Below are 18,733 nucleotides of genomic sequence, written 5' to 3'. Positions count from 1 at the left end.
GCGCATGCGTGGCGAACCCTCGCGGCATGCCAACGCCCAGGAGGCCCGTTCATGATCACCTGTCATCTTCGCTACGTGCTCGATCCGACCCGGCTCCCCGAGTTCGAGCACTACGCCCGGCTCTGGATCCCGCTGGTGCGGAAGTTCGGAGGTGTCCACCACGGCTACCTGCTGCCGTCGGAAGGCGCCAGCAACATCGCGCTGGCCTCCTTCTCGTTCCCGTCGCTGGCGGCGTACGAGACGTACCGGATCCAGTCCTTCGACGACCAGGAATGCAAGGACGCGTTCGCGTACGGTGCCGAGACGCGCTGTTTCCTGAGCTACGAGCGCACCTTCTTCCGCCCCGTGTTCGAGTGACGGGGCTGCGGCCACGGCCATTGGCGAGAGACGCGTCGGTCGTTTAAGCTGCCCCCATGAGCAGCCTCAACCCCAAAACCTACGACTCCGTTCCCTCGCGCAAGGTGGCCTTTCTCGGCCTGGGCGTGATGGGCTTTCCCATGGCCGGCCACCTCGCCAAGGCGGGCCACAGCGTGACGGTCTACAACCGCTCCGCCGCCAAGTCGGCCGCCTGGGCCGCCGAATTCGGCGGCCAGAGCGCGCCGACACCGCGCGAGGCTGCGGCCGGTGCGGACATCGTGTTCTGCTGCGTCGGCAACGACGACGACCTGCGCTCGGTGGTGCTGGGCGACGACGGTGCCTTCGCCGGCATGGCCAAGGGCGCGGTGTTCGTCGACCACACGACGGCGTCGGCCGACGTGGCGCGTGAGCTGTCGAAGACCGCGCTCGACAAGGGCTTGCAGTTCATCGACGCCCCGGTGTCCGGCGGCCAGGCCGGCGCGCAGAACGGCCTGCTGACCGTCATGTGCGGCGGCGACAGCGCCACCTTCGACGCGGTCAAGCCGATCGCCATGGCCTTCTCGCGCGCCGTCACGCTGCTGGGCGAGAGCGGTGCCGGCCAACTCGCCAAGATGGTCAACCAGATCTGCATCGCCGGCCTGGTGCAGGGCCTGAGCGAAGCCATCGCCTTCGGTCAGCGCGCGGGCCTCGACATGGAAGCGGTGCTGGGCGTCATCAGCAAGGGCGCCGCCCAGAGCTGGCAGATGGAGAACCGCGGCAAGACCATGATCGACGGCAAGTTCGACTACGGCTTTGCCGTCGACTGGATGCGCAAGGACCTGGGGCTGGTGCTGGACGAGGCCAAGCGCAACGGTGCGAGGCTGCCGGTGACCGCGCTGGTCGACCAGTTCTATGCCGACGTGCAGCAGGCGGGCGGTGCGCGCTACGACACGTCCAGCCTCATCACGCGACTCAAATAAACAAGCGCCCCGCGGGGCGCTTGTTTCGTTCAGCGGATCGGCGTGGCGGTCGCGCCACCCGACGGTGCGGCCGGCAGCGGCTCCATCGGCGGCAGCGGCACGCGCGAGCCGCTCGGTGCGGGGGCTGCAGCGGGGGCCGCCGTGCCGCCCTGGCGCAGTTGGCCGGCGAGCTCGGCTTCGCTCACCACTTCGACCACGCGCACCACCTTCTGCACGCCGCTCACGCCGCGCGCGATGTCGGTGGCGCGATCGACTTCGCGCCGTGTGGCCAGGCCCATCAGGTAGACCACGCCGTTCTCGGTGGTCACCTTGAAGGAGGTCGCGAAGACATCCTTGGCGTCGAGCAGCGAGGCCTTGACCTTGCCGGTGATGAAGGTGTCGTTGGAGCGCACCTGGAACGAGCGGGGCTCGCCCACCTGCACCTCGTTCACGATCGAGCGCACGTTGTCGATGCCCTGCACCGCCGCATCGACGCGGCGGCGGTCGGCCTCGTTGGCCACCGTGCCGGTCAGCAGCATCTGGCGGTTGAAGCTGGTGATGCTGACGTACATCTGGTCGTTGGCGATTTCGCGGATGCGGGCCGCGCCGCGCAGCTCGATCGCCTGGTCGTCGAGCTGCGCGCCCGAGGTGCGGCGGTCGGTGGCCACCAGGCCGGCGCCGACGGCCGCGCCGCCCACGACCAGCGGCACGCAGGCCGAGAGTGCCGCGGCCAGCGCGGCGGCGGCGGTGAGGGTCAGCACGAGGCGCTGGGTCGATGGGATCGTCATGTGGATGCTTCCTGTTCTCCGAGTAGCTGGGCGTCCACACCGTCGCACAGGCAATGCAGCGCGAGCAGGTGGACTTCGTGGATGCGCAACGCACGCTCGTGCGGCACGGAAACCTGGACGTCGGTCTCGCGCAGCGCGCGTCCGACCGCGCCGCCGTTGGCGCCGAGCAGGGCCACCACCGTCATGTCGCGCGCATGGGCGGCCTCGACGGCCGCGAGCACCGCGCCCGACTGGCCGGTGGCGCTGAGCGCCAGCAGCACGTCGCCGCCCTGGCCGAGCGCGCGCACCTGGCGCGCGAAGCGGTCGTGGTCGCGGGCGTCGGCCGTGTCGGCAGCGGGGTCGGTGGCGTCGCCGGGCAGGGCGATGGCGGCCAGCTCGGGCCGGTCGCGTTCGAAGCGGCCGACGAACTGGGCGGCGAACTGGGCCGCCAGCAGGCCGGACACGCCGGCACCGCAGGCCAGGATCTTGCCGCCGCTGGTCACGCAGGCGAGCACGGCCTGCATGGCTTGGGAAATGGGTTTGCTGAGCGCCGGGCCTGCCTGGTATTTGAGGTCGGCGCTGTCGATGAAGTGCTGCTGGATCCGTTGCTCGAGCATGGGCGGCGATGATAACTGGGGGTGATGAAACAAAAGGTGTGATGCGTGGAGCGTGCGGGTGCTCAGGCAGTTCCCGCATCGAAGGCGGCGACCAGCCATTCAATGCCGGTGGGCTCGACCAGCACGACGTCGAAGCGGCAGGGCGGCGGCGTGCGCTGCGTCATCAGGTAGTGCCGCGCCGCGAACACGATGCGCCGCTGCTTCACGCCGGTGATGCTGCCGCCGGCACCGCCGTGGCTGCGGCTGGCGCGCTGGCGCACCTCGACGAAGACCACCGTGCCGTCGCGCGGGTCGCGCACGATCAGGTCGATCTCGCCGCCGCCGCGCCCCGGCGTTCGATAATTGCGCGCGACCAGCCGCAGCCCGGCCTGCTGCAGATGCGCGAGCGCGGCGTCTTCCGCCGCGTCGCCGCGCTGCTTGGTCGTCGTGCTCCCTGCCGTCTTGTCGTTGTTCTGAAGGAATCCCATTGAATGCTCTCGCTCCCGCCGCTTTCGGCGCCGCCCTGTCGGCCGCGCGCGATGCCGCCGGTGCACAGCATTATCCGCAGGGCACGCTCTACGTCGTCGCCACCCCGATCGGCAACCTGGCCGACATCACGCTGCGGGCGCTGCATGTGCTGGCGATCGTCGACGTGGTGGCCTGCGAGGACACGCGCCATACGCAGGGCATGCTGCGGGCCTATGGCATCGACCGGCCCGGCGCGCAACTGCTCGCGGTGCACCAGCACAACGAGGCCGAGGCGGCCCAGAGCGTGGTGGCGCGCCTGGCGCAGGGCGAGCGCATCGCCTATGTCAGCGACGCCGGCACGCCGGGTGTGAGCGACCCCGGCGCGCGCCTGGCCGCCGCGGTGCGTGCTGCCGGCCACCGCGTGCTGCCGCTGCCCGGCGCCAGCAGCGTCATCACATTGATCGCCGCGGCCGGCCTGGTGGCCGAGGGTGGCGACGAGCGCAGCGCCTTCGTCTTCGCCGGCTTCCTGCCGAGCAAGGCCGGCGAGCGCGATGCCGCGGTGCAGGCACTGGCGCGCGAGCCGCGCAGCGTGGTGCTGCTCGAGGCGCCGCACCGCATCGAAGCCCTGGCGCGCGCCCTCGCGGTGCTGGGCGAGCGCCGCATTACCGTCGGCCGCGAGCTCACCAAGCAGTTCGAGGAGATTGCCACCGTCGCGGCGAGCGCGCTGCCCGACTGGTTCGCCGGCGACCGCGACCGCACCCGCGGCGAGTTCGCGCTGGTGCTGCATCCGGTGGCGGTCGCGGCCGACGACGGCGCCGAGTCGCTGCGCGTGCTGCGCCTGCTGCTGGCCGAGCTGCCGCTCAAGGGCGCCGTCAAGCTGGCGGCCGAGATCAGCGGCGCGCCGCGCAACCAGCTCTACGACGCGGCGCTGCGGCTGCGCGCCGACGGTGCCGGTGCCGACACCGGCAGCGACGACGGCGAAGACTGAGTCGGACTGAGTCCGCTCAAAGCCCCAGTTCGCTCAGCCCCGGATGCTCGTCCGGCCGCCGGCCCAGCGGCCAGCGAAACAGCCGGTCGACTTCGGCAATCGGCCGGTCGTTGATGCTCGCGAAGCGGCGGCGCATCAGGCCCTGCGCATCGAATTCCCAGTTCTCGTTGCCGTAGGAACGGAACCAGTTCCCCGCATCGTCGTGCCACTCGTAGGCGAAGCGCACCGCGATGCGGTCGTCCTGCCAGGCCCACAGCTCCTTGATGAGCCGGTAGTCCAACTCGCGCGCCCACTTGCGTTCGAGCAGCGCGACGATCTCGGCGCGGCCGACCGGGAACTCGACGCGGTTGCGCCAGGCGCTGTCGGCGGTGTAGGCCAGCGCCACCCGCTGCGGGTCGCGTGAATTCCAGGCGTCCTCCGCGAGGCGCGCCTTCTGCGTCGCCGAGGCGCGGTCGAAGGGCGGAAAGGGCGGGCGGGCATCGGTCGGCGTGTTCATGGCGGCTCCAGGGGAAAAAGGCTGAGGCCCCGACTGTGGCGCAAAGCTGCAGGCGGCAGAAGCCGCGCCGGGACCAACAGTTTCTTTCCGGAAGCGGAAGGGCCGTCGGCCCGCACAATCGGCGGCGAACGAGCAACCAACGAGCAACCCAACGAGGAGAAGCGATGGACCGGCTGCAGGCGATGAGCGCCTTCGTCACCGTGGTGGACTGCGGCGGCTTCGCCAGCGCGTCGCGCAAGCTCAAGCTGTCGCCGCCGGTCGTCACGCGCGCCGTCGCCGAACTCGAGCAGCGGCTCGGCCTGCGCCTGCTCACCCGCACCACCCGCTTCGTGCGGGTGACCGAGGCCGGCGCCCGCTTCGCCGACGACTGCCGCCGCATCCTCGGCGAGATCGAGGAGGCCGAGCTCACCGCCACCGGCACGCATGCGGCGCCGCGCGGCACGCTCAGCATCACCGCGCCGGTGCTGTTCGGCCACCTGCACGTCACGCCGGTGCTGGTGCGCTACCTGGCCGACTTTCCGGAGGTCGACGCGCGCTGCCTCTTCCTCGACCGGGTGGTGAACCTGGTGGAAGAGGGGATCGATGTCGCGGTGCGCATCGGCGAGCTGCCCGATTCCTCGCTGCAAGCGACCCGCGTCGGGCAGGTGCGCCGGGTGCTGGTGGCGTCGCCCGACTACCTGCAGCGCCAGGGCACGCCGGCCGACCCGGCGGCGCTCGACGGCCACTCGATCGTCTGGGCCGGCGCCAGCGCAAGTTCCGAGTGGCGCTTCGTCGACGCCGACGGCCAGCCGATGGCGCAGCGGGTGCGGCCGCGCCTGCGCACCACCACCAACGACTCGGCCATCGCCGCGGCCACGGCCGGCTTCGGCCTCACGCGGCTGCTCGGCTACCAGGTGGCCGACGCGGTGCGGGCCGGCACGCTGGTGCGCGTGCTGGAAGCCTTCGAGCCGGCGCCGCTGCCGATCCACATCGTGCACCGCGAAGGCCGCCATGCGACGCAGAAGGTGCGCAGCTTCATCGACCGCATCGTCGAGGCGCTGCGAGCCGACCCCGCGCTGCGCTGAAGCCGTCAGCCCGCGCGCTGCGCCGCCAGCTGCGCCTCCAGTGCGGCGATGCGCGCGTCGCGTTCGTCGATGGCGCGCTGTACGTCCTCGGCATCGATGCGCACCGGGATGTGCTGCGGGCAGTTCCAGTCGAAGGCCTCGACATGGATGCGCATCGCGCGCTGCGGGCGGGCGCGGTAGGCCGGCGCGACCAGCCGGGCGAACAGCGGGTCGGCCGGGGCCAGCTCGGTCACCGAGAGCCGGCCCATCAGCTTCAGGCGCACCCGCTGCGCATAGTCCACGAGGATCAGCGCGACCCGGTCGTTCTGCGCCAGGTTGCCGACGCTCACCATCTGCCGGTTGCCGGCGAAGTCGGCGAAGGCCAGGGTGTGTTCGTCCAGCACCTTCAGGAAGCCGCGCGGCCCGCCGCGGTGCTGCACATAGGGCCAGCCGGTTTCGGACACGGTCGCCATGTAGAAGCTGCGCTGGGCCTCGATGAAGGCCGCCTCGTCCTCGCCGAGCCGGTCGTGCGTGGTCTCGCCGCCGTCCTCGAAGTTGCGGGCGTAGCTGGCGCGGCTGCCGTCGCGCTGCTGAGCCGCCTTGACCGACGGCGTGAAGGCGATCTCTGCGAAGGCATGGGACATGGCGGGCTCCTGGGGCGTTTGCAGCATGGGCTGCGATGCCTCGACTGTGCGACCGAGGCGCCGGCGCGTGAATCCGTGCGCGGCAGAAGTCAGTCTTTCGCTTTGCGCAACGGTGCGCGGGCTCGACCGGCGGTGGTGGCCCGGGCGTCCCGTTCCGGTGCATTCGTCGGCCATGGCTGACGCCCGTGTACTCCATGCCGCACACCGTCCGGGCGGCGATGGCGTCACGCTGCGCTTTTGCACCAGGAGCCCGCATGAGCACACCCGACCCGCGCGGCAAGAACGCGCCCGCCCCGACCGAGCCCTTTCCCTTTCCCACCGCGGAACGGCATGACGCGCCGCCGCCGCCGACGCCACCACTGACCCAGGAGCCGACCGAGGACGCGCTGGACCATGGCATCGAGGAGTCCTTCCCCGCCAGCGATCCGGTGTCGGTCAGCGTGACGAAGGTCGTGCCCAAGCCGGACGACGGGAAAGGCCGCGACCCGTCGGCCGGCGCCGCGTGACGACCCGATGCGAAGCAGCCGACCTGTGGAGCGCGACCCCTTCCTGCAGCCAGGAAGCGGCACCCGCGCCGACAACGACCGCAACCCCGACCTGCATGACGCCTGCGCCATGTCTTCCGATGCACTCGTCACGCCGACGCCGTTTTCCTTTGGCGGCCGTGCCTTCGTCTGTGCCGCCCGGCGCACGCAGACCGGCCTGTTCCAGCCCGTGGTGATGTGCCAGGCGGTGGAGGGCCACGGTGGCGTGACGCAGCTGCCGATCGACACCGAACCCTATGCCACGGCGGCCGAGGCGCTGCGGCATGCCGAACAGCAGGCGGTGCGGTGGATGCACGACCGAACCGGCGACGGGCAGGGCCGCTTTTGAGTGAGCGAAGCCGCGGGGCACGTCCCTTGCCGAAGCCGAGGACGACCCGGAGGGTGCGCCAAGCGCCGTCCGGACCCACGATGACCACGAGCCACGAGAGACCACGATGTCCAGATTCACCGACAACCTGTTCCCCAGCGCGATCAACATGATCCGGCTGGACCACACCCATGTGATGGCCACCTTCCATCAGTACGAGGTCGATTCGCGGCCGACCGTGAAGCGCGGGCTGGTGAACACCGCCTGCACTGCGCTGGAAATCCATGCGCAGCTGGAGGAAGAGATCTTCTATCCGGCGGTGCGCGCCGTGACCGACAACGAGACGATCCGCAAGAGCGTGCCCGAGCACGACGAGATGCGCCGCCTGATCGGCCGGCTGCGCGGCATGGCGCCGACCGACGCGGCGTACGACGAGACCTTCATGGAACTGATGCGCGACGTGCTCCACCACGTTGCCGACGAAGAGACGGTGCTGCTGCCCGAAGCCGAGCGGCTCCTTCCCGAGCGCCTGAACGAACTCGGCGCCGCCATGACCCGCCGGCGACTGGAACTCACGGTGCCGCGCAGCGGCGAGATCGCCGGCAACCTGGTACGCGCGATGCCGGGCAGCACCGTGGCCCTGGTGGGCGCCGCGCTGTCGGGCGCGTGTCTGGCAGCCTGGTACGGCCGGCGTTCGCACCGTCGGGTGCGGCTGTGAGGCCGCGCCGCTCGTGGGTCCTTGCCGCAGCGCTTGCGGCAGCTTTTGCCGCGTCACCCGCCTTGGCGCAGACCGCCGGCACCGCATCGAAGCCCGGCGCCAGCGCCCAGCTGCAGCGTACCGACCAGCGTCTGCTGCGCAACATCGCGCAGGCCAACCTGGCCGAGATCGAGACCGGCCGCATCGCGCTCGACAAGACGCAGGACGCACAGGTCCGCAAGTTTGCCCAGACCATGATCGACGACCACACCACGGCCATGAAGGAAGTGGAACAACTGGCGCAGACCAAGAGCGTGTCGCTGCCCGACGGCCCGGACGCCAAGCACAAGACGGTGGCCATGGCCCTCAAAGCCTTGCAGGGCGACACCTTCGACACGCAGTACATGTCGCAGGCCGGCGTGGGCGACCACCGCCGCACGCATGAGCTGCTGCAGAAGACCCAGCGCGGTGCCAAGGACCCCGACCTGAAGGCGCTCGCCGCCAAGATGATCCCGGTGGTTCACGGCCACCTGGCCGAGGCCCAGCAGATCACGCGGGCGAAGAAGCGCTGAACGTGCGCCGGCCGGCGCTTCGCGCGGAGCGCCTGCCGGCGTGAGCGAACTCAGCCTTCGGACGCGGGTTGCGCCGCGGCGTCGCGCCGGCGCAGGCTGCGCAGGCTCTGGCTCTTCTGCCCCGCCAGCCGGGCTTCCTGCGGGGTGAACTCGTGCGCCGCGCCCTTGGCGTGCGCGGCGCGTCCGCCGACGCGGGCGATCTCGCGCACGCGCTGCGGGTCCATGTTGGCAAAGCCGCGTCGGGAGCGGCGCTGGGCAGTCGTCGAATCGGCGGGAGAAGCGGTCATCATCGGTCTTTCCATGAGGGTGGGAGGGGCGCCGCCGGTTCTGGCGGCGGTCTTCCTTTGGCAAGCGGCATACCCGCGACCCCCGGGCAGGCATCCCGGTTGCCAGAGGGTCTGCATGGATTCAAGACTCACTTCGGAGGGCGCTGCCGCGGCATTCGGCGGCATGCGCTCTGACGCCACGCCCGTCTGCGCGGCCCCCGTATCGGTCGGCGTGGTCGACGACCATCCGATCGTGCGCGCCGGGCTGGCGGATCTCCTCTCGTACGAAGACGGCATCCATGTGGCCGGCGAAGCGGGCGATGCCGTCGGCGCGCTCGACCTGGTGCGCAACCGGCGGCTGGACGTGCTGATGCTCGACCTCGACCTGCCCGGGCGCAGCGGCCTCGACATGCTGGCCATGCTGCGCAGCAAGGCCCCGCAGGTGGCGGTGCTGGTCTTCACCGGCTACCCGGCCGAAAAGTACGCGGTGAAGCTGCTGCAGCAGGGCGCGAAGGCCTACCTCCAGAAGACCTGCGACCTGGCGGAGCTGCCGGTGGCGATCCGCACCCTGGGGGCCGGCCGGCGCTACCTCACACCGACGGTCTCGGAACTGCTGGCGCAGCAGTTCGACGCGCGCAACCATCCGCCGCACGCCGGCCTGACCGACCGGGAACTGCAGGTGCTGCTGAAGCTGGCGCGCGGCGTGCGCACCGAGAAGATCGCCGACCATCTCGCCCTGTCGGTGAAGACCATCAGCACCTACCGGGCCCGCCTGCTGGCCAAGCTCGACCTCGATTCGAACAACGACCTCACCTACTACGCACTCAAGCACCAACTGCTGGAATGACGCCGGCGCGGCACGGGGCGTTCAGGCCGCACGCCGGCGCTCGACCGGCTCGATGCTCAGCCCTTGCCGGTACTTGGTGACGGTGCGGCGCGCAATGCGGAAGCCCTGCTGCGCCAGCTCGCGGGCCAGCGCCGCGTCGCTCCAGGGCGTCTCGCAGGGCTCGGCCTCGATCAGTTCGCGGATCAGCGCCTGCAGCGCCACCGGCGCACTCGCGCCGCCGCCCGCATGCACCATGCCGCGCGAGAAGAAGTGGTGCAGCTCGAACACGCCATGCGGTGTGGCCAGGTACTTGTGGTGCACCGCGCGCGACACGGTCGAGGGGTGCACGCCGACGGCATCGGCCACTTCGCGCAGGCCCAGCGGCTTCATCGCCAGGTGGCCGTATTCGAGAAAGAGCTTCTGCCGCGCCACGATGGCGCTGGCGATGCCGTGGATGGTCGACACCCGCTGTGTCGCGTTCTGCACCGTCCAGCGAGCCTGGTCGAGGCAGGCCTTCATCGCCGCGTCGCCGCCCTGGCGATGCTGCTCGAACAAGGTCGCATAGGACTGGTGCAATCGCACCCGCGGCAGGGCGCCGCCGTTGAGCGCCGTCTTCCACACACCGCCCACCTTGCGCACGATGACGTCGGGCACGACGGCCCGGGCTTCGGTGTCGTTGTAGCGCGCGCCGGGGCGCGGCTCGAGCTTCAGGATGCAGTCGACGGCGCGCTGCGTCTCGGCCGCGCTGGCGCCCAGCTGCTGCGCCAGCCGCGGCAGCTTGCGAGTCGCCAGCAGTTCGAGGTGCTCGGCCACGATGCGCTGTGCCAGCGCGCGCAGCGCCGGGTCGGCCAGGCTGCGCAGTTGCAGCGCCAGGCACTCCGACACGCTGCGCGCCGCCACGCCGGCCGGGTCGAGCGCCTGCACCCGGCACAGCGCGGTGCGCAGCTCGTCGCCCTGGCCACCCGCTGGATCGCCCAGCGCCTCGGCCAGTTCATCGAGGGACAGCCGGAGGTAGCCGTCGTCGTCCAGCGCCTCGACCACCGCTTCGGCCAGGAAGCGCTCCTGCGCGTTCAGCCGCAGCACGCCGAGCTGCGCATGCAGATGGGCTCGCAGGCTGGCGCGCACCGGCGCCTGCTGCATGAGGTCGAAGCTGTCGTCGTGCGACAGCCGCTGGCTGGCGGCCGGCTCGTTGCCGGCCATCCGGTCCAGACCCTGCGCCCATTCGATCTCTGCCTGGTCGGCCGACGACGTCGCCGATGCGGCGGTGTCGGCGGATCCGGCGGGCTCGAAGACCGGCTCGGGCGTTTCAACCTCGAGAAAAGGGTTCGCGAGTGCGGCCTCCTGCAAGGCCTGCGCGTAGTCGAGCGTCGACATCTGCAGCAGCCGCACCGCCTGCTGCAGTCGAGGCGAGAAGTTGGCGCTGTGCGCGAGTCGGGGTTGCAGGCGGATGGCGGTCATGAAAGGGGCTCCACCGCGCGTCGCGGCTGGAGGCATTCGCAACCCCCGTGCCACCCGAATATGAATACATAAGCACTCCTTTCTAGCCCCTGTTCGCCCGCAGGCTGGCCTGCAGCGCAAGCGTTGCCGCAAATGTTGCGGCTGGGTTGGGTGGGGTTGGGTTGGGTTGGCTTGGGGTGGGGAAGGCACGCATGCCTTGCATGCGCCACACTCCGAGACCATGGACAGCATGAATTCGGACGCCGGTGAGGCGAGTGGCCAGGTCGGCGCAAGTCCCCCGGCCGCAGCCTGGTCTCCCGAGCACCGCGCCTTTCTCCAGCGGCTCGACCACGACCTTCGAACGCCGCTCGGCACCATGGCCGCCGCGCTCGCACTGCTGCGCGACGAACCGCCCGGAACGCCCGCCCATGGCGACGCGGTCGCGGTGCTCGAGCGGCAAATCGCGCGCCTGCATTCGCTGACAGAGTCGCTGCGCGATTTCTCACGGCAGGTCGGTCCCTGACCCGCTCGCGGCGCTGCCGCCAGCACTGAACAGTCGCGTTGACGCAGCGTGCTGCTGCGCACGGTCGGCAACACGGAATACGGCGAAAGACGCTGGAAAGAGGGGTCGCGTGGGACACACGGTGGTCGTCGAGGACGACGAGGATTCGGCACGAATGATCAGTGCGCTGATCGGCCGCGAAGGCCACAGCGTGGCCAGCGCGCATTCGCTGCAGGCGGCGCGGCGGCTGCTCGCCATGCAGTCTCCCGATCTGCTGCTGCTCGACCTGCACCTGCCGGACGGCAGCGGCTTCGAACTGCTGCGCGAAACCGAGCTGCTGAGCGACACCGAGGTGGTTCTCATGACCGGGCAAGCCAGCGTCGACACCTCGGTGCAGGCGCTGCGCATGGGGGCGGCCGACTACCTGGTGAAGCCGGTGAGCCCGGCCCACCTGCGCGGGCTGCTGTCGCGGCTGATCCGGCCGTCGCGGCTGCGCGAGGAGTTGGCGCAGATCACCGAGCAGTGGCGCGAGACCGGGCGCTTCGGCGAACTCATCGGCGAGTCGGAGGTGATGCAGCGGGTCTACCGGCAGATCTCGCGCGTGGCCGGCACCGCCGTCACCGTCTTCATCCACGGCGAGAGCGGCACCGGCAAGGAGCTGGTCGCCCGCGCGGTGCACGACATGAGTCGGCGCCGCGAGCAGCCCTTCCTGGCCGTCAACTGCGGCGCCCTGTCGCCGCACCTGATCGAGAGCGAGATCTTCGGCCACGAGAAAGGCAGCTTCACCGGCGCCGAGCGGCAGCACCAGGGCTTCTTCGAGCGCGCGCACGGCGGCACCTTGTTTCTCGACGAGGTGACCGAGATGCCGCTGGAATTGCAGGTGAAGCTGCTGCGCGTGCTCGAGACCGGCACCTTCATGCGCGTGGGCTCGACGCAACTGCAGCAGACCGACGTGCGCATCATCGCGGCCACCAACCGCGATGCGGCCGAGGCGGTGGCGCGCGGCACGCTGCGCGAGGACCTGCTCTACCGGCTGAACGTCTTTCCGATCGGGCTGCCGCCGCTGCGCGAACGCGGCTTCGACGTGCAGTTGATCGCGCGCAGCTTCCTCGAGGAGATGGGCGTGCAGGAGCAGCAGCGCAAGCACTTCACCGACGGTGCGCTGGCCCGCTTGCTGGAGTACCGCTGGCCGGGCAACGTGCGCGAGCTGCGCAACATGGTGCAGCGCGCCTGGGTGATGGCCGTCGGCGAGGCGATCGACGAGGAGTGGCTGCCGGCGGCCCGGCCCAGGCCGGCAGCGGCAGCGGCCGCAGCGCCGGTCGCTGCCCACGCCGCCCAGGCCGCCCACGCCGTGCCGGTCGTGGCGCTGCTGGCCGATGGGGTACTGCGCATTCCCATTGGTGCCCGGCTGGCCGATGTCGAGCGCCAGGTGATCCTCGCCACCTTCGCGCACTGCGGCCAGCAGAAGGAACGCACCGCCGCCACGCTCGGCATCAGCATGAAGACGCTCTACAACCGGCTGAAGGAATACCAGTCCTGAGCGACGCGGGCGCGGCGATGCCCTCCCTTCACGTGTTCACGTGTTCACGCGTTCACGCCTTCTCGGCGGCCGGGCCCAGGCCCATGCCCAGTTCGGCGCCGGTCAGCGGGTCGCTGTCGGGGTTGGACAGGGTGCGGGCCGCCATGGTGCGCAGGGTCTGCGCATCGTCGTCGTCCAGCTGCACGCTGGCCACGCCGGAGCCGCCGTCCACCGGCGGCGAGTCCTGCGTCATCGGCACGAAGTCCCATTGCTCGCCCTTGTTCCACGGGCCGCGGCTCTCCGGTTCGCCGCTCGACATGCGGAAGTAGGCGTTGGCGAAGCGCGGGTCGCCCGGCAGCTTGCCCGGCGGGAAGTTCGGCTCGATGGCATAGAGCGCCTTCTCGAAGGATTTCTGGTGCGCGATCTCGCGCGTCATGAGGAAGGTCAGCGCGTCCTTCACGCCCGGGTCGTCGGTGAGGTTGATGAGCCGTTCGTAGACGATCTTGGCGCGCGCCTCGGCCGCGATGTTCGAGCGCAGGTCGGCGGTGGGCTCGCCGATGGTGTCGACGTAGGCCGCGGTCCAGGGCACGCCGGCCGAGTTCACCAGCGGGGGGCCGCCGCCGTAGAGCACCTGGGTGATGTGGCTGTCGTTGCCCGCAGCGGTGATGGTGCGGTAGAGCTCGCCTTCTTCCTCGACACCTTCGGCCAGCCGGCCCTTGGCGCCCTTGTTGAGCATGCCGACGATGGTGCCGATGATCTCCAGGTGGCTCAGCTCTTCGGTGGCGATGTCGAACAGCATGTCCTTGCGTCCGGGATCGTCTTCGCCGATGGCCTGGGTGAAGTAGCGGCAGGCGGCGGCAAGCTCGCCCTGTGCGCCACCGAACTGTTCCAGCATGAGATTGGCGAGACCGGGATTGGTCTCGTCGACGCGGACGGTGTACTGCAGTCGCTTGTTGTGAGAAAACATGAAGGCTCCTTGCATCGAGGGTTGAGGAAACGGGGCGACACCGACCGGCATCGCCGCTCTGCAAGGCGGGCAAGGCGTGTGCCTTGCGTTCAGCGTCCGTTCACGCGGGGCCGGAGGCCCATCGCTTCGATGCGGCGGCGTCCAGTGCGGCCAGAAGGTCCGTCAGGTCTGCCGGCTTGCTCAGCAGCGCATCGAAGCCGGCCGCCAGCGCGCGGTCGCGGTCGGCCTCTCCACCCCAGCCGGTGAGGGCGATGAGCACCATGTCGGCGGTGGCGGGCGCGGCGCGCAGGCGGCGCGCCACCTCCACACCGTCGAGGTCCGGCATGCCGATGTCCAGCACCGCCGCCTCGGGCCGGTGCGCCGCGGCGCTGTCGAGCGCTTCGGCACCGCTGTGCGCCAGCCAGGTGCGATGGCCGGTGCGCTGCAGCAACTGCGCCAGCGCCCAGGCGGCGTCGGCGTTGTCGTCGACCACCAGGATGTTGCGCGGCGCCCCGTGCGATTCCGGTGGCTCCTGCGGTGCGTGGGACTCCTGCGGCGCCTGCGGAGGCGCTGGCGGCGGCGGCGCCTCGGTGGCGGCCATCGGCAGCCGCACGACGAAGCGGCTGCCCAGCCCCGGGCCGTCGCTCATGCCTTCGACGGTGCCGCCGTGCAGCGCGACGATGGTGCGCACCAGCGACAGGCCCACGCCCAGGCCGTCGTTCAGCGCGTGCGCCGCCTGCGGCCCCTGGGAGTAGAGCTCGAACATCTGCTCCATGCGCTCGGTGGCGATGCCCACACCGTTGTCGCTCACCACCATGCGCAGCTCGTCGCGGCCGACATGCACGTCGAGCGCGATCTCGCCGCGCGGCGGGGTGTACTTGGTGGCATTGCCCAGCAGGTTCACCAGCACCTGGCTGATGCGCAGCGGATCGACATGCAGCCGCACCGGCGATGTCGGCAGGTTGAGCCGCAGGCGGTGGTCGGCGCTGCGCATCGCGACCTCCACCGCCTCCAGCGCGGAATCCACCACCTCGGTGAGCGCGACGTCGCGCATGCGCAGTTCGAGCCGGCCGACGGCCAGCCGCGACACGTCCAGGAGATCGTCGAGCAGCGACTTCATCGTGCGCGCCTGCCGCTGCAGCAGCGCCGCGGCGCGGGCCTGCTCGCCGCCGGGCGTGTCGGGCTTGGCCAGCAGCTCCGATGCCGTCAGCACCGCGGCCAGCGGATTGCGCAACTCGTGCGACAGCACCGCGAGGAAACGGTCCTTGGCGGCGTCGGCCTTCTCGAGCTCGGCGCGGGCCTGCTCCTTGGCGGCCAGCGCCTTCAGCAGCTCGTCCTGGCTGCGCTGCAGCTCGGCTCGCGCGTGGCGCGCCTGCGTCTCGTCGCGCAGGATCTTCACGAAGCCGATCGCGCCGCCGCTGCTGTCGTCCATGCGCATCAGCGTGCCGCTGGCCCAGAAGCGCGAGCCGTCCTGGCGCAGGTGGATGCGTTCGTCGGGTGCGCCTTCTTCCATCATCGCGGTGTGCGCTTCGCGCTCCGGCGCGCTGGCGGCACGGTCTTCGGGCGTGAAGATCATGTCGGCCGAGCGGCCGACGGCCTCCGATTCGGCGTAGCCGAGCAGCCGCTCGGCGCCGCTGTTCCAGCTGGTGATGGTGCGTGCGACATCGGTGGAGAAGATCGCGTAGTCGCGTGCGTTCTCGATCACCAGGCGCAGGCGTTCCTCGCTGCGGCGCAGTGCCTCTTCGCTGCGCTTGGCGTCGCCGATGTCGCGCACGCTGGCGGTCCCGCCGACCACGCGGCCTTCGGCGTCGGTGATGGGCGAGGCGGTGAGCGCCAGGTAGATCGCGCTGCCGTCCTTCGCGCGGCCCACCGTCTCCAGGCCGTCCACGCTCAGCGCCTGGGCGATGCGTTCCAGCATCCGCTCGTTCTCCTCGGCCCGCTCGGGGTCGGCCAGCATCGACAGCGGCTGGCCGATCATCTCCTCGGCGGGATAGCCGAAGACCCGCCGGGCGCCGCCGTTCCAGCTCAGCACCGTGCCCTGCAGCGAGAAGCTGATGATCGCGTCCATCGACGAGGCCACCACCGCCGACAGCCACTGGCTGACTTCCTCCGCGCGCTTGCGCTCCGTGATGTTGATGAAGGACAGCACGACGCCGGCGATGCGGTCCTCCATGGTCCGGTAGGGCAGCAGGCGGGCGAGGAACCAGCTGCCGTCGGCCATGCCGACCTCGCGCTCCAGCAGCGTCAGCTGCGCCAGCACCCGCGCCGCATCCGTCGCGAGATCAGGGTACTGCAGCCGCGGCGTCAGGTCGGTCAGCGGCCGGCCGAGGTCGCCGGGGATGAAGTTGAACAGCGTGACCGCCAGTGGCGTGTAGCGCGCGATGCGCAGGTCGCGGTCGAGGAAGATGGTCGCGATGGCGGTCGCGTTCATCAGGTTCTGCACGTCGCTGTTGGCATGCGAGAGCTCGTCGACCTTGGCCTTCAGCTCGTGGTTGACGGTGGTCAGCTCCTCGTTGATGGACTGCAGCTCGTCGCGGCTGGTCTCCAGCTCCTCGGTGGCCGAGCGCAGTTCTTCGTTGATGGCCTGCAACTCCTCGTTGCTGGCCTTGAGCTCCTGCGTCGAGCCTTCGTACTGCGCCATCGTCTCGCGCAGGTGGAACTGGAGCCGGTCGATTTCCTGGTCGAGTTCGTGCGCGGCGGGGTTCTCGGACACCGGCCGCAGCGCGATGGTCTCCAATTGGCGCTCGGGCGCACCGAGCAGCACGAGGCTCAGCGCGGCCTTGCCTTCGCGCACCGGCACCACCCGCATCGGGAAGGGCGGCCGACCCTCCGGGCCGGTGTCGCCGATGCCTGCCACGGTGGTCTGGACCGGCTGGCCGGTCTGCGCGGCCTTGAAGAGGGCGGCGCGCAGCTCGATGCGCAGCGCCTCGGGCACCAGCCGCAGCAGGTTGCGGGTGGGCTCGCCGGCGCAGTGCTCCAGGTAGCGGCCGGCGCTGGGCGACAGGTGGACGATGTCGTGCTCGGCGTCGATCAGGATCGACGGCGGCGCCAGTCGCTCCAGCAGGCTCAGGTGAATCTCGCCCCACGAGTCGCCCCGCACCGCCGGCGCTGGCCAGGGGTGTGCGGTGTCCGCGGGCGCACTGGCCCGCGCCTGCGTCATCGTCCCTCGCGGGCCCTGGGCGGGCGCCGTCCGCTCGACCGCCGCTGCGCGGCCCGACGGAGCGCGCTTGGCATACAGCCGATGCTTCTGGTCGATCACCGTGAAGCTCGCGTTGCAGTCCTCCGGCGCCTCGGAGGTGCCGAGGAGCAGACGGCCGTTGGGCAGCAGCGCGAAGTCGAGCACCTCGAACACCTTCGATTGCACGTCGCGGTTGAGGTAGTTGAGCAGGTTGCGGCAGCTCGCCAGGTCGAGCCGGGAGAAGGGCGAGTCCTTCAGCAGGTCGTGTACCGCGAACAGAACGATCTCGCTCAGCTCGTGCTGCACCCGGAAGCCGTGCCGTTCCTGGATGAAGAAGCGCCGCAGCCGTTCTTCGGACACGTCGGCCCGGATGGTGGTCGGATAGAGCCCCTCGCGCCCGATGCTGACCGCGTCGGGCGCGATGTCCGTCGCGAAGACCTGCAGCGAGGGCGGCGCCTTGAGCTTGCGCGCATGTTCGCGCAGCAGGATGGCAATCGAATAGGCCTCCTCGCCGGTGGCGCAGGCGGTGACCCACACGCGCACCGCGTCGCCCGGCCCCTTGTTGCGAAAGAGCTCCGGAATCTGCGCCTCCAGCGCGGCGAAGCACTCCGGGTCGCGGAAGAAATTGGTGACGCTGATCAGCAGGTCCTGCAGCAGGGCGCCGCTTTCTTCCGGGCGGCTGCGCAGGCAGTCGAGGTAGGCAGCCAGCGTTTCCACGCCGTTGACCTGCATGCGCCGCCCGATGCGCCGCAGCACCGTGGCGCGCTTGTAGTAGCCGAAATCGTGACCGGTGCGCTCGTGCAGGAAGTCCAGCACCTGGTGCAGCAGCGCTTCGTCCGGATTGCCCGTCGGCGCAGCGCCGAACAGCGAGCCGTCTTCGCCGGGCAGCTGCAGGCGCGGCTCGATCTCGAAGTAGGCGCGCAGGCGCTCGCCGATCTGCGCCACGGGCAGCACCCAGTCCACCATCTCGGTCGCAATGGCCGCATCGGGCATGCTGGCGTGCTGGGCCTCGCGTGGGTCCTGCGCGATGGTCAGCCCGCCGCGCTCCTTGATGCGCTTGATGCCGATGGCGCCGTCGCCGTCGCCCCCCGACAGCACCACCGCTGCCGCATGCGGCCCGTGGGTGTCGGCCAGGGTGCGGAAGAAGACGTCGACCGCCATGCGGCCGCCGCGTTCCCGGGGGCGCGCGATCACGTCGAGTGCGCCATCGGCCGAGGTCAGAAACTTGTCCGGCGGGATCACATAGATGTGGTCGGGCGCGATCGGTGTGCGCTGTCTGACCTGCACCACCGGCAGCGCGGTGCAGCTGGCGAGCAGCCCGGGCAGCATGCTGTCGTGGTCGGCCGGCAGGTGCAGCACCACCACGTAGGCCAGCCCGCTGCGGGTGGGCAGGCCGGGCAGCAACTGCTGCAGCGCGCCGAAGGCGCCCGCCGAGCCCCCCAGGCCGACCAGCGGCGTCATGGCGTAGCCGCGGGGGGACACGCCATCGTCGAGCAGATCGGCCTGTTCTTCGGCGCGGTCGGGGGCGGCTTCATGCATGCGGCTGGAGGGGTGAGCGGGACAGGAAGTCCGGTTGTCGCCCAAACCGCCGCTTTGCGCAAGCGCCCGGCCTGCGGCCCCCGCGGGGGCGCAGCCACGCTT

General features: G+C 70.7%; 20 protein-coding genes. 11 read left to right on the top strand and 9 right to left on the bottom strand.

Going from position 1 to position 18,733, the window contains the following annotated elements:
* Nucleotides 1–51: 51 nt before the first annotated feature.
* Both ACSFBE_RS21240 and ACSFBE_RS21235 read left to right on the top strand, forming a co-directional pair.
* On the top strand, nt 52–357 hold the full coding sequence (locus tag ACSFBE_RS21240) for an NIPSNAP family protein (protein ID WP_435492397.1): 306 nt from the start codon (nt 52–54) through the stop codon (nt 355–357).
* Nucleotides 358–413: 56 nt separating this feature from the next.
* Complete coding sequence (locus ACSFBE_RS21235) at nt 414–1,316, top strand: NAD(P)-dependent oxidoreductase (RefSeq protein WP_435492396.1); 903 nt, start codon at nt 414–416, stop codon at nt 1,314–1,316.
* A gap of 29 nt (nt 1,317–1,345) precedes the next feature.
* Here ACSFBE_RS21235 and ACSFBE_RS21230 read toward each other — a convergent pair whose 3' ends face one another.
* The 3 genes from ACSFBE_RS21230 to ACSFBE_RS21220 all read right to left on the bottom strand — a co-directional run bounded on the left by ACSFBE_RS21230 (nt 1,346) and on the right by ACSFBE_RS21220 (nt 3,146).
* Nucleotides 1,346–2,083 (bottom strand): BON domain-containing protein, encoded by a 738-nt coding sequence (locus ACSFBE_RS21230; RefSeq protein WP_435492395.1) that lies wholly within the window; start codon nt 2,081–2,083, stop codon nt 1,346–1,348.
* Entirely contained in the window at nt 2,080–2,679 is a 600-nt protein-coding gene (locus ACSFBE_RS21225) for an SIS domain-containing protein (RefSeq protein WP_435492394.1), read from the bottom strand. The genes ACSFBE_RS21230 and ACSFBE_RS21225 overlap by 4 nt, the downstream gene beginning before the upstream one ends.
* A gap of 62 nt (nt 2,680–2,741) precedes the next feature.
* Nucleotides 2,742–3,146: a YraN family protein gene (locus tag ACSFBE_RS21220; protein WP_435492393.1), complete on the bottom strand. Its 405-nt coding sequence runs from the start codon at nt 3,144–3,146 to the stop codon at nt 2,742–2,744.
* Between ACSFBE_RS21220 and rsmI the strand changes: the two genes are divergently transcribed.
* Nucleotides 3,146–4,114, top strand: coding sequence for a 16S rRNA (cytidine(1402)-2'-O)-methyltransferase (rsmI, locus tag ACSFBE_RS21215; RefSeq protein ID WP_435492392.1), 969 nt, complete (start codon nt 3,146–3,148; stop codon nt 4,112–4,114). The two genes, ACSFBE_RS21220 and rsmI, sit on opposite strands and share 1 nt — an antisense overlap.
* 16 nt (nt 4,115–4,130) lie before the next feature.
* Here rsmI and ACSFBE_RS21210 read toward each other — a convergent pair whose 3' ends face one another.
* Complete coding sequence (locus ACSFBE_RS21210) at nt 4,131–4,610, bottom strand: nuclear transport factor 2 family protein (RefSeq protein WP_435492391.1); 480 nt, start codon at nt 4,608–4,610, stop codon at nt 4,131–4,133.
* Between the two features lie 164 nt (nt 4,611–4,774).
* Between ACSFBE_RS21210 and ACSFBE_RS21205 the strand changes: the two genes are divergently transcribed.
* Nucleotides 4,775–5,674 (top strand): LysR family transcriptional regulator, encoded by a 900-nt coding sequence (locus tag ACSFBE_RS21205; protein ID WP_435492390.1) that lies wholly within the window; start codon nt 4,775–4,777, stop codon nt 5,672–5,674.
* A 5-nt stretch (nt 5,675–5,679) separates the two neighbouring features.
* Here ACSFBE_RS21205 and ACSFBE_RS21200 read toward each other — a convergent pair whose 3' ends face one another.
* Entirely contained in the window at nt 5,680–6,297 is a 618-nt protein-coding gene (locus ACSFBE_RS21200) for a pyridoxamine 5'-phosphate oxidase family protein (RefSeq protein ID WP_435492389.1), read from the bottom strand.
* A gap of 254 nt (nt 6,298–6,551) precedes the next feature.
* On the opposite strand from ACSFBE_RS21200, the gene ACSFBE_RS21195 reads away from it, so the two are divergent.
* The 4 genes from ACSFBE_RS21195 (at nt 6,552) to ACSFBE_RS21180 (ending at nt 8,418) form a co-directional block, all read left to right on the top strand.
* A complete protein-coding gene (locus tag ACSFBE_RS21195; protein WP_435492388.1) occupies nt 6,552–6,803 on the top strand; it encodes a hypothetical protein in 252 nt (83 codons plus the stop codon).
* A 7-nt stretch (nt 6,804–6,810) separates the two neighbouring features.
* A complete protein-coding gene (locus ACSFBE_RS21190; protein ID WP_435492387.1) occupies nt 6,811–7,170 on the top strand; it encodes a hypothetical protein in 360 nt (119 codons plus the stop codon).
* A 106-nt stretch (nt 7,171–7,276) separates the two neighbouring features.
* Nucleotides 7,277–7,867, top strand: coding sequence for a hemerythrin domain-containing protein (locus ACSFBE_RS21185; RefSeq protein WP_435492386.1), 591 nt, complete (start codon nt 7,277–7,279; stop codon nt 7,865–7,867).
* Nucleotides 7,868–7,929: 62 nt separating this feature from the next.
* On the top strand, nt 7,930–8,418 hold the full coding sequence (locus ACSFBE_RS21180; protein WP_435492385.1) for a DUF4142 domain-containing protein: 489 nt from the start codon (nt 7,930–7,932) through the stop codon (nt 8,416–8,418).
* A gap of 50 nt (nt 8,419–8,468) precedes the next feature.
* Here ACSFBE_RS21180 and ACSFBE_RS21175 read toward each other — a convergent pair whose 3' ends face one another.
* Nucleotides 8,469–8,705, bottom strand: a complete 237-nt coding sequence (locus ACSFBE_RS21175) for a KGG domain-containing protein (RefSeq protein ID WP_435492384.1) — start codon at nt 8,703–8,705, stop codon at nt 8,469–8,471.
* A gap of 163 nt (nt 8,706–8,868) precedes the next feature.
* Between ACSFBE_RS21175 and ACSFBE_RS21170 the strand changes: the two genes are divergently transcribed.
* Nucleotides 8,869–9,531, top strand: coding sequence for a response regulator (locus tag ACSFBE_RS21170; RefSeq protein WP_435492444.1), 663 nt, complete (start codon nt 8,869–8,871; stop codon nt 9,529–9,531).
* A gap of 21 nt (nt 9,532–9,552) precedes the next feature.
* Here the strand turns inward: ACSFBE_RS21170 and rpoN are convergent, their stop codons facing one another.
* Nucleotides 9,553–10,968, bottom strand: a complete 1,416-nt coding sequence (gene rpoN / locus ACSFBE_RS21165) for an RNA polymerase factor sigma-54 (RefSeq protein ID WP_435492383.1) — start codon at nt 10,966–10,968, stop codon at nt 9,553–9,555.
* Nucleotides 10,969–11,197: 229 nt separating this feature from the next.
* On the opposite strand from rpoN, the gene ACSFBE_RS21160 reads away from it, so the two are divergent.
* Both ACSFBE_RS21160 and ACSFBE_RS21155 read left to right on the top strand, forming a co-directional pair.
* Nucleotides 11,198–11,470, top strand: a complete 273-nt coding sequence (locus ACSFBE_RS21160; protein WP_435492382.1) for a histidine kinase dimerization/phospho-acceptor domain-containing protein — start codon at nt 11,198–11,200, stop codon at nt 11,468–11,470.
* Nucleotides 11,471–11,579: 109 nt separating this feature from the next.
* The gene (locus ACSFBE_RS21155) at nt 11,580–12,989 is read left to right on the top strand and encodes a sigma-54-dependent transcriptional regulator (protein WP_435492381.1); all 1,410 of its coding nucleotides are present in this window, start codon (nt 11,580–11,582) and stop codon (nt 12,987–12,989) included.
* Nucleotides 12,990–13,041: 52 nt separating this feature from the next.
* Here the strand turns inward: ACSFBE_RS21155 and ACSFBE_RS21150 are convergent, their stop codons facing one another.
* Both ACSFBE_RS21150 and ACSFBE_RS21145 read right to left on the bottom strand, forming a co-directional pair.
* Nucleotides 13,042–13,935, bottom strand: a complete 894-nt coding sequence (locus ACSFBE_RS21150) for a manganese catalase family protein (protein WP_435492380.1) — start codon at nt 13,933–13,935, stop codon at nt 13,042–13,044.
* A 100-nt stretch (nt 13,936–14,035) separates the two neighbouring features.
* Nucleotides 14,036–18,631, bottom strand: a complete 4,596-nt coding sequence (locus tag ACSFBE_RS21145) for a PAS domain S-box protein (RefSeq protein WP_435492379.1) — start codon at nt 18,629–18,631, stop codon at nt 14,036–14,038.
* Nucleotides 18,632–18,733 lie beyond the last annotated feature (102 nt).

This window comes from Variovorax sucrosi (genome assembly GCF_051216635.1).
GTDB lineage: Bacteria > Pseudomonadota > Gammaproteobacteria > Burkholderiales > Burkholderiaceae_C > Variovorax.
This window is presented reverse-complemented; position numbering and strand designations above follow the sequence as displayed.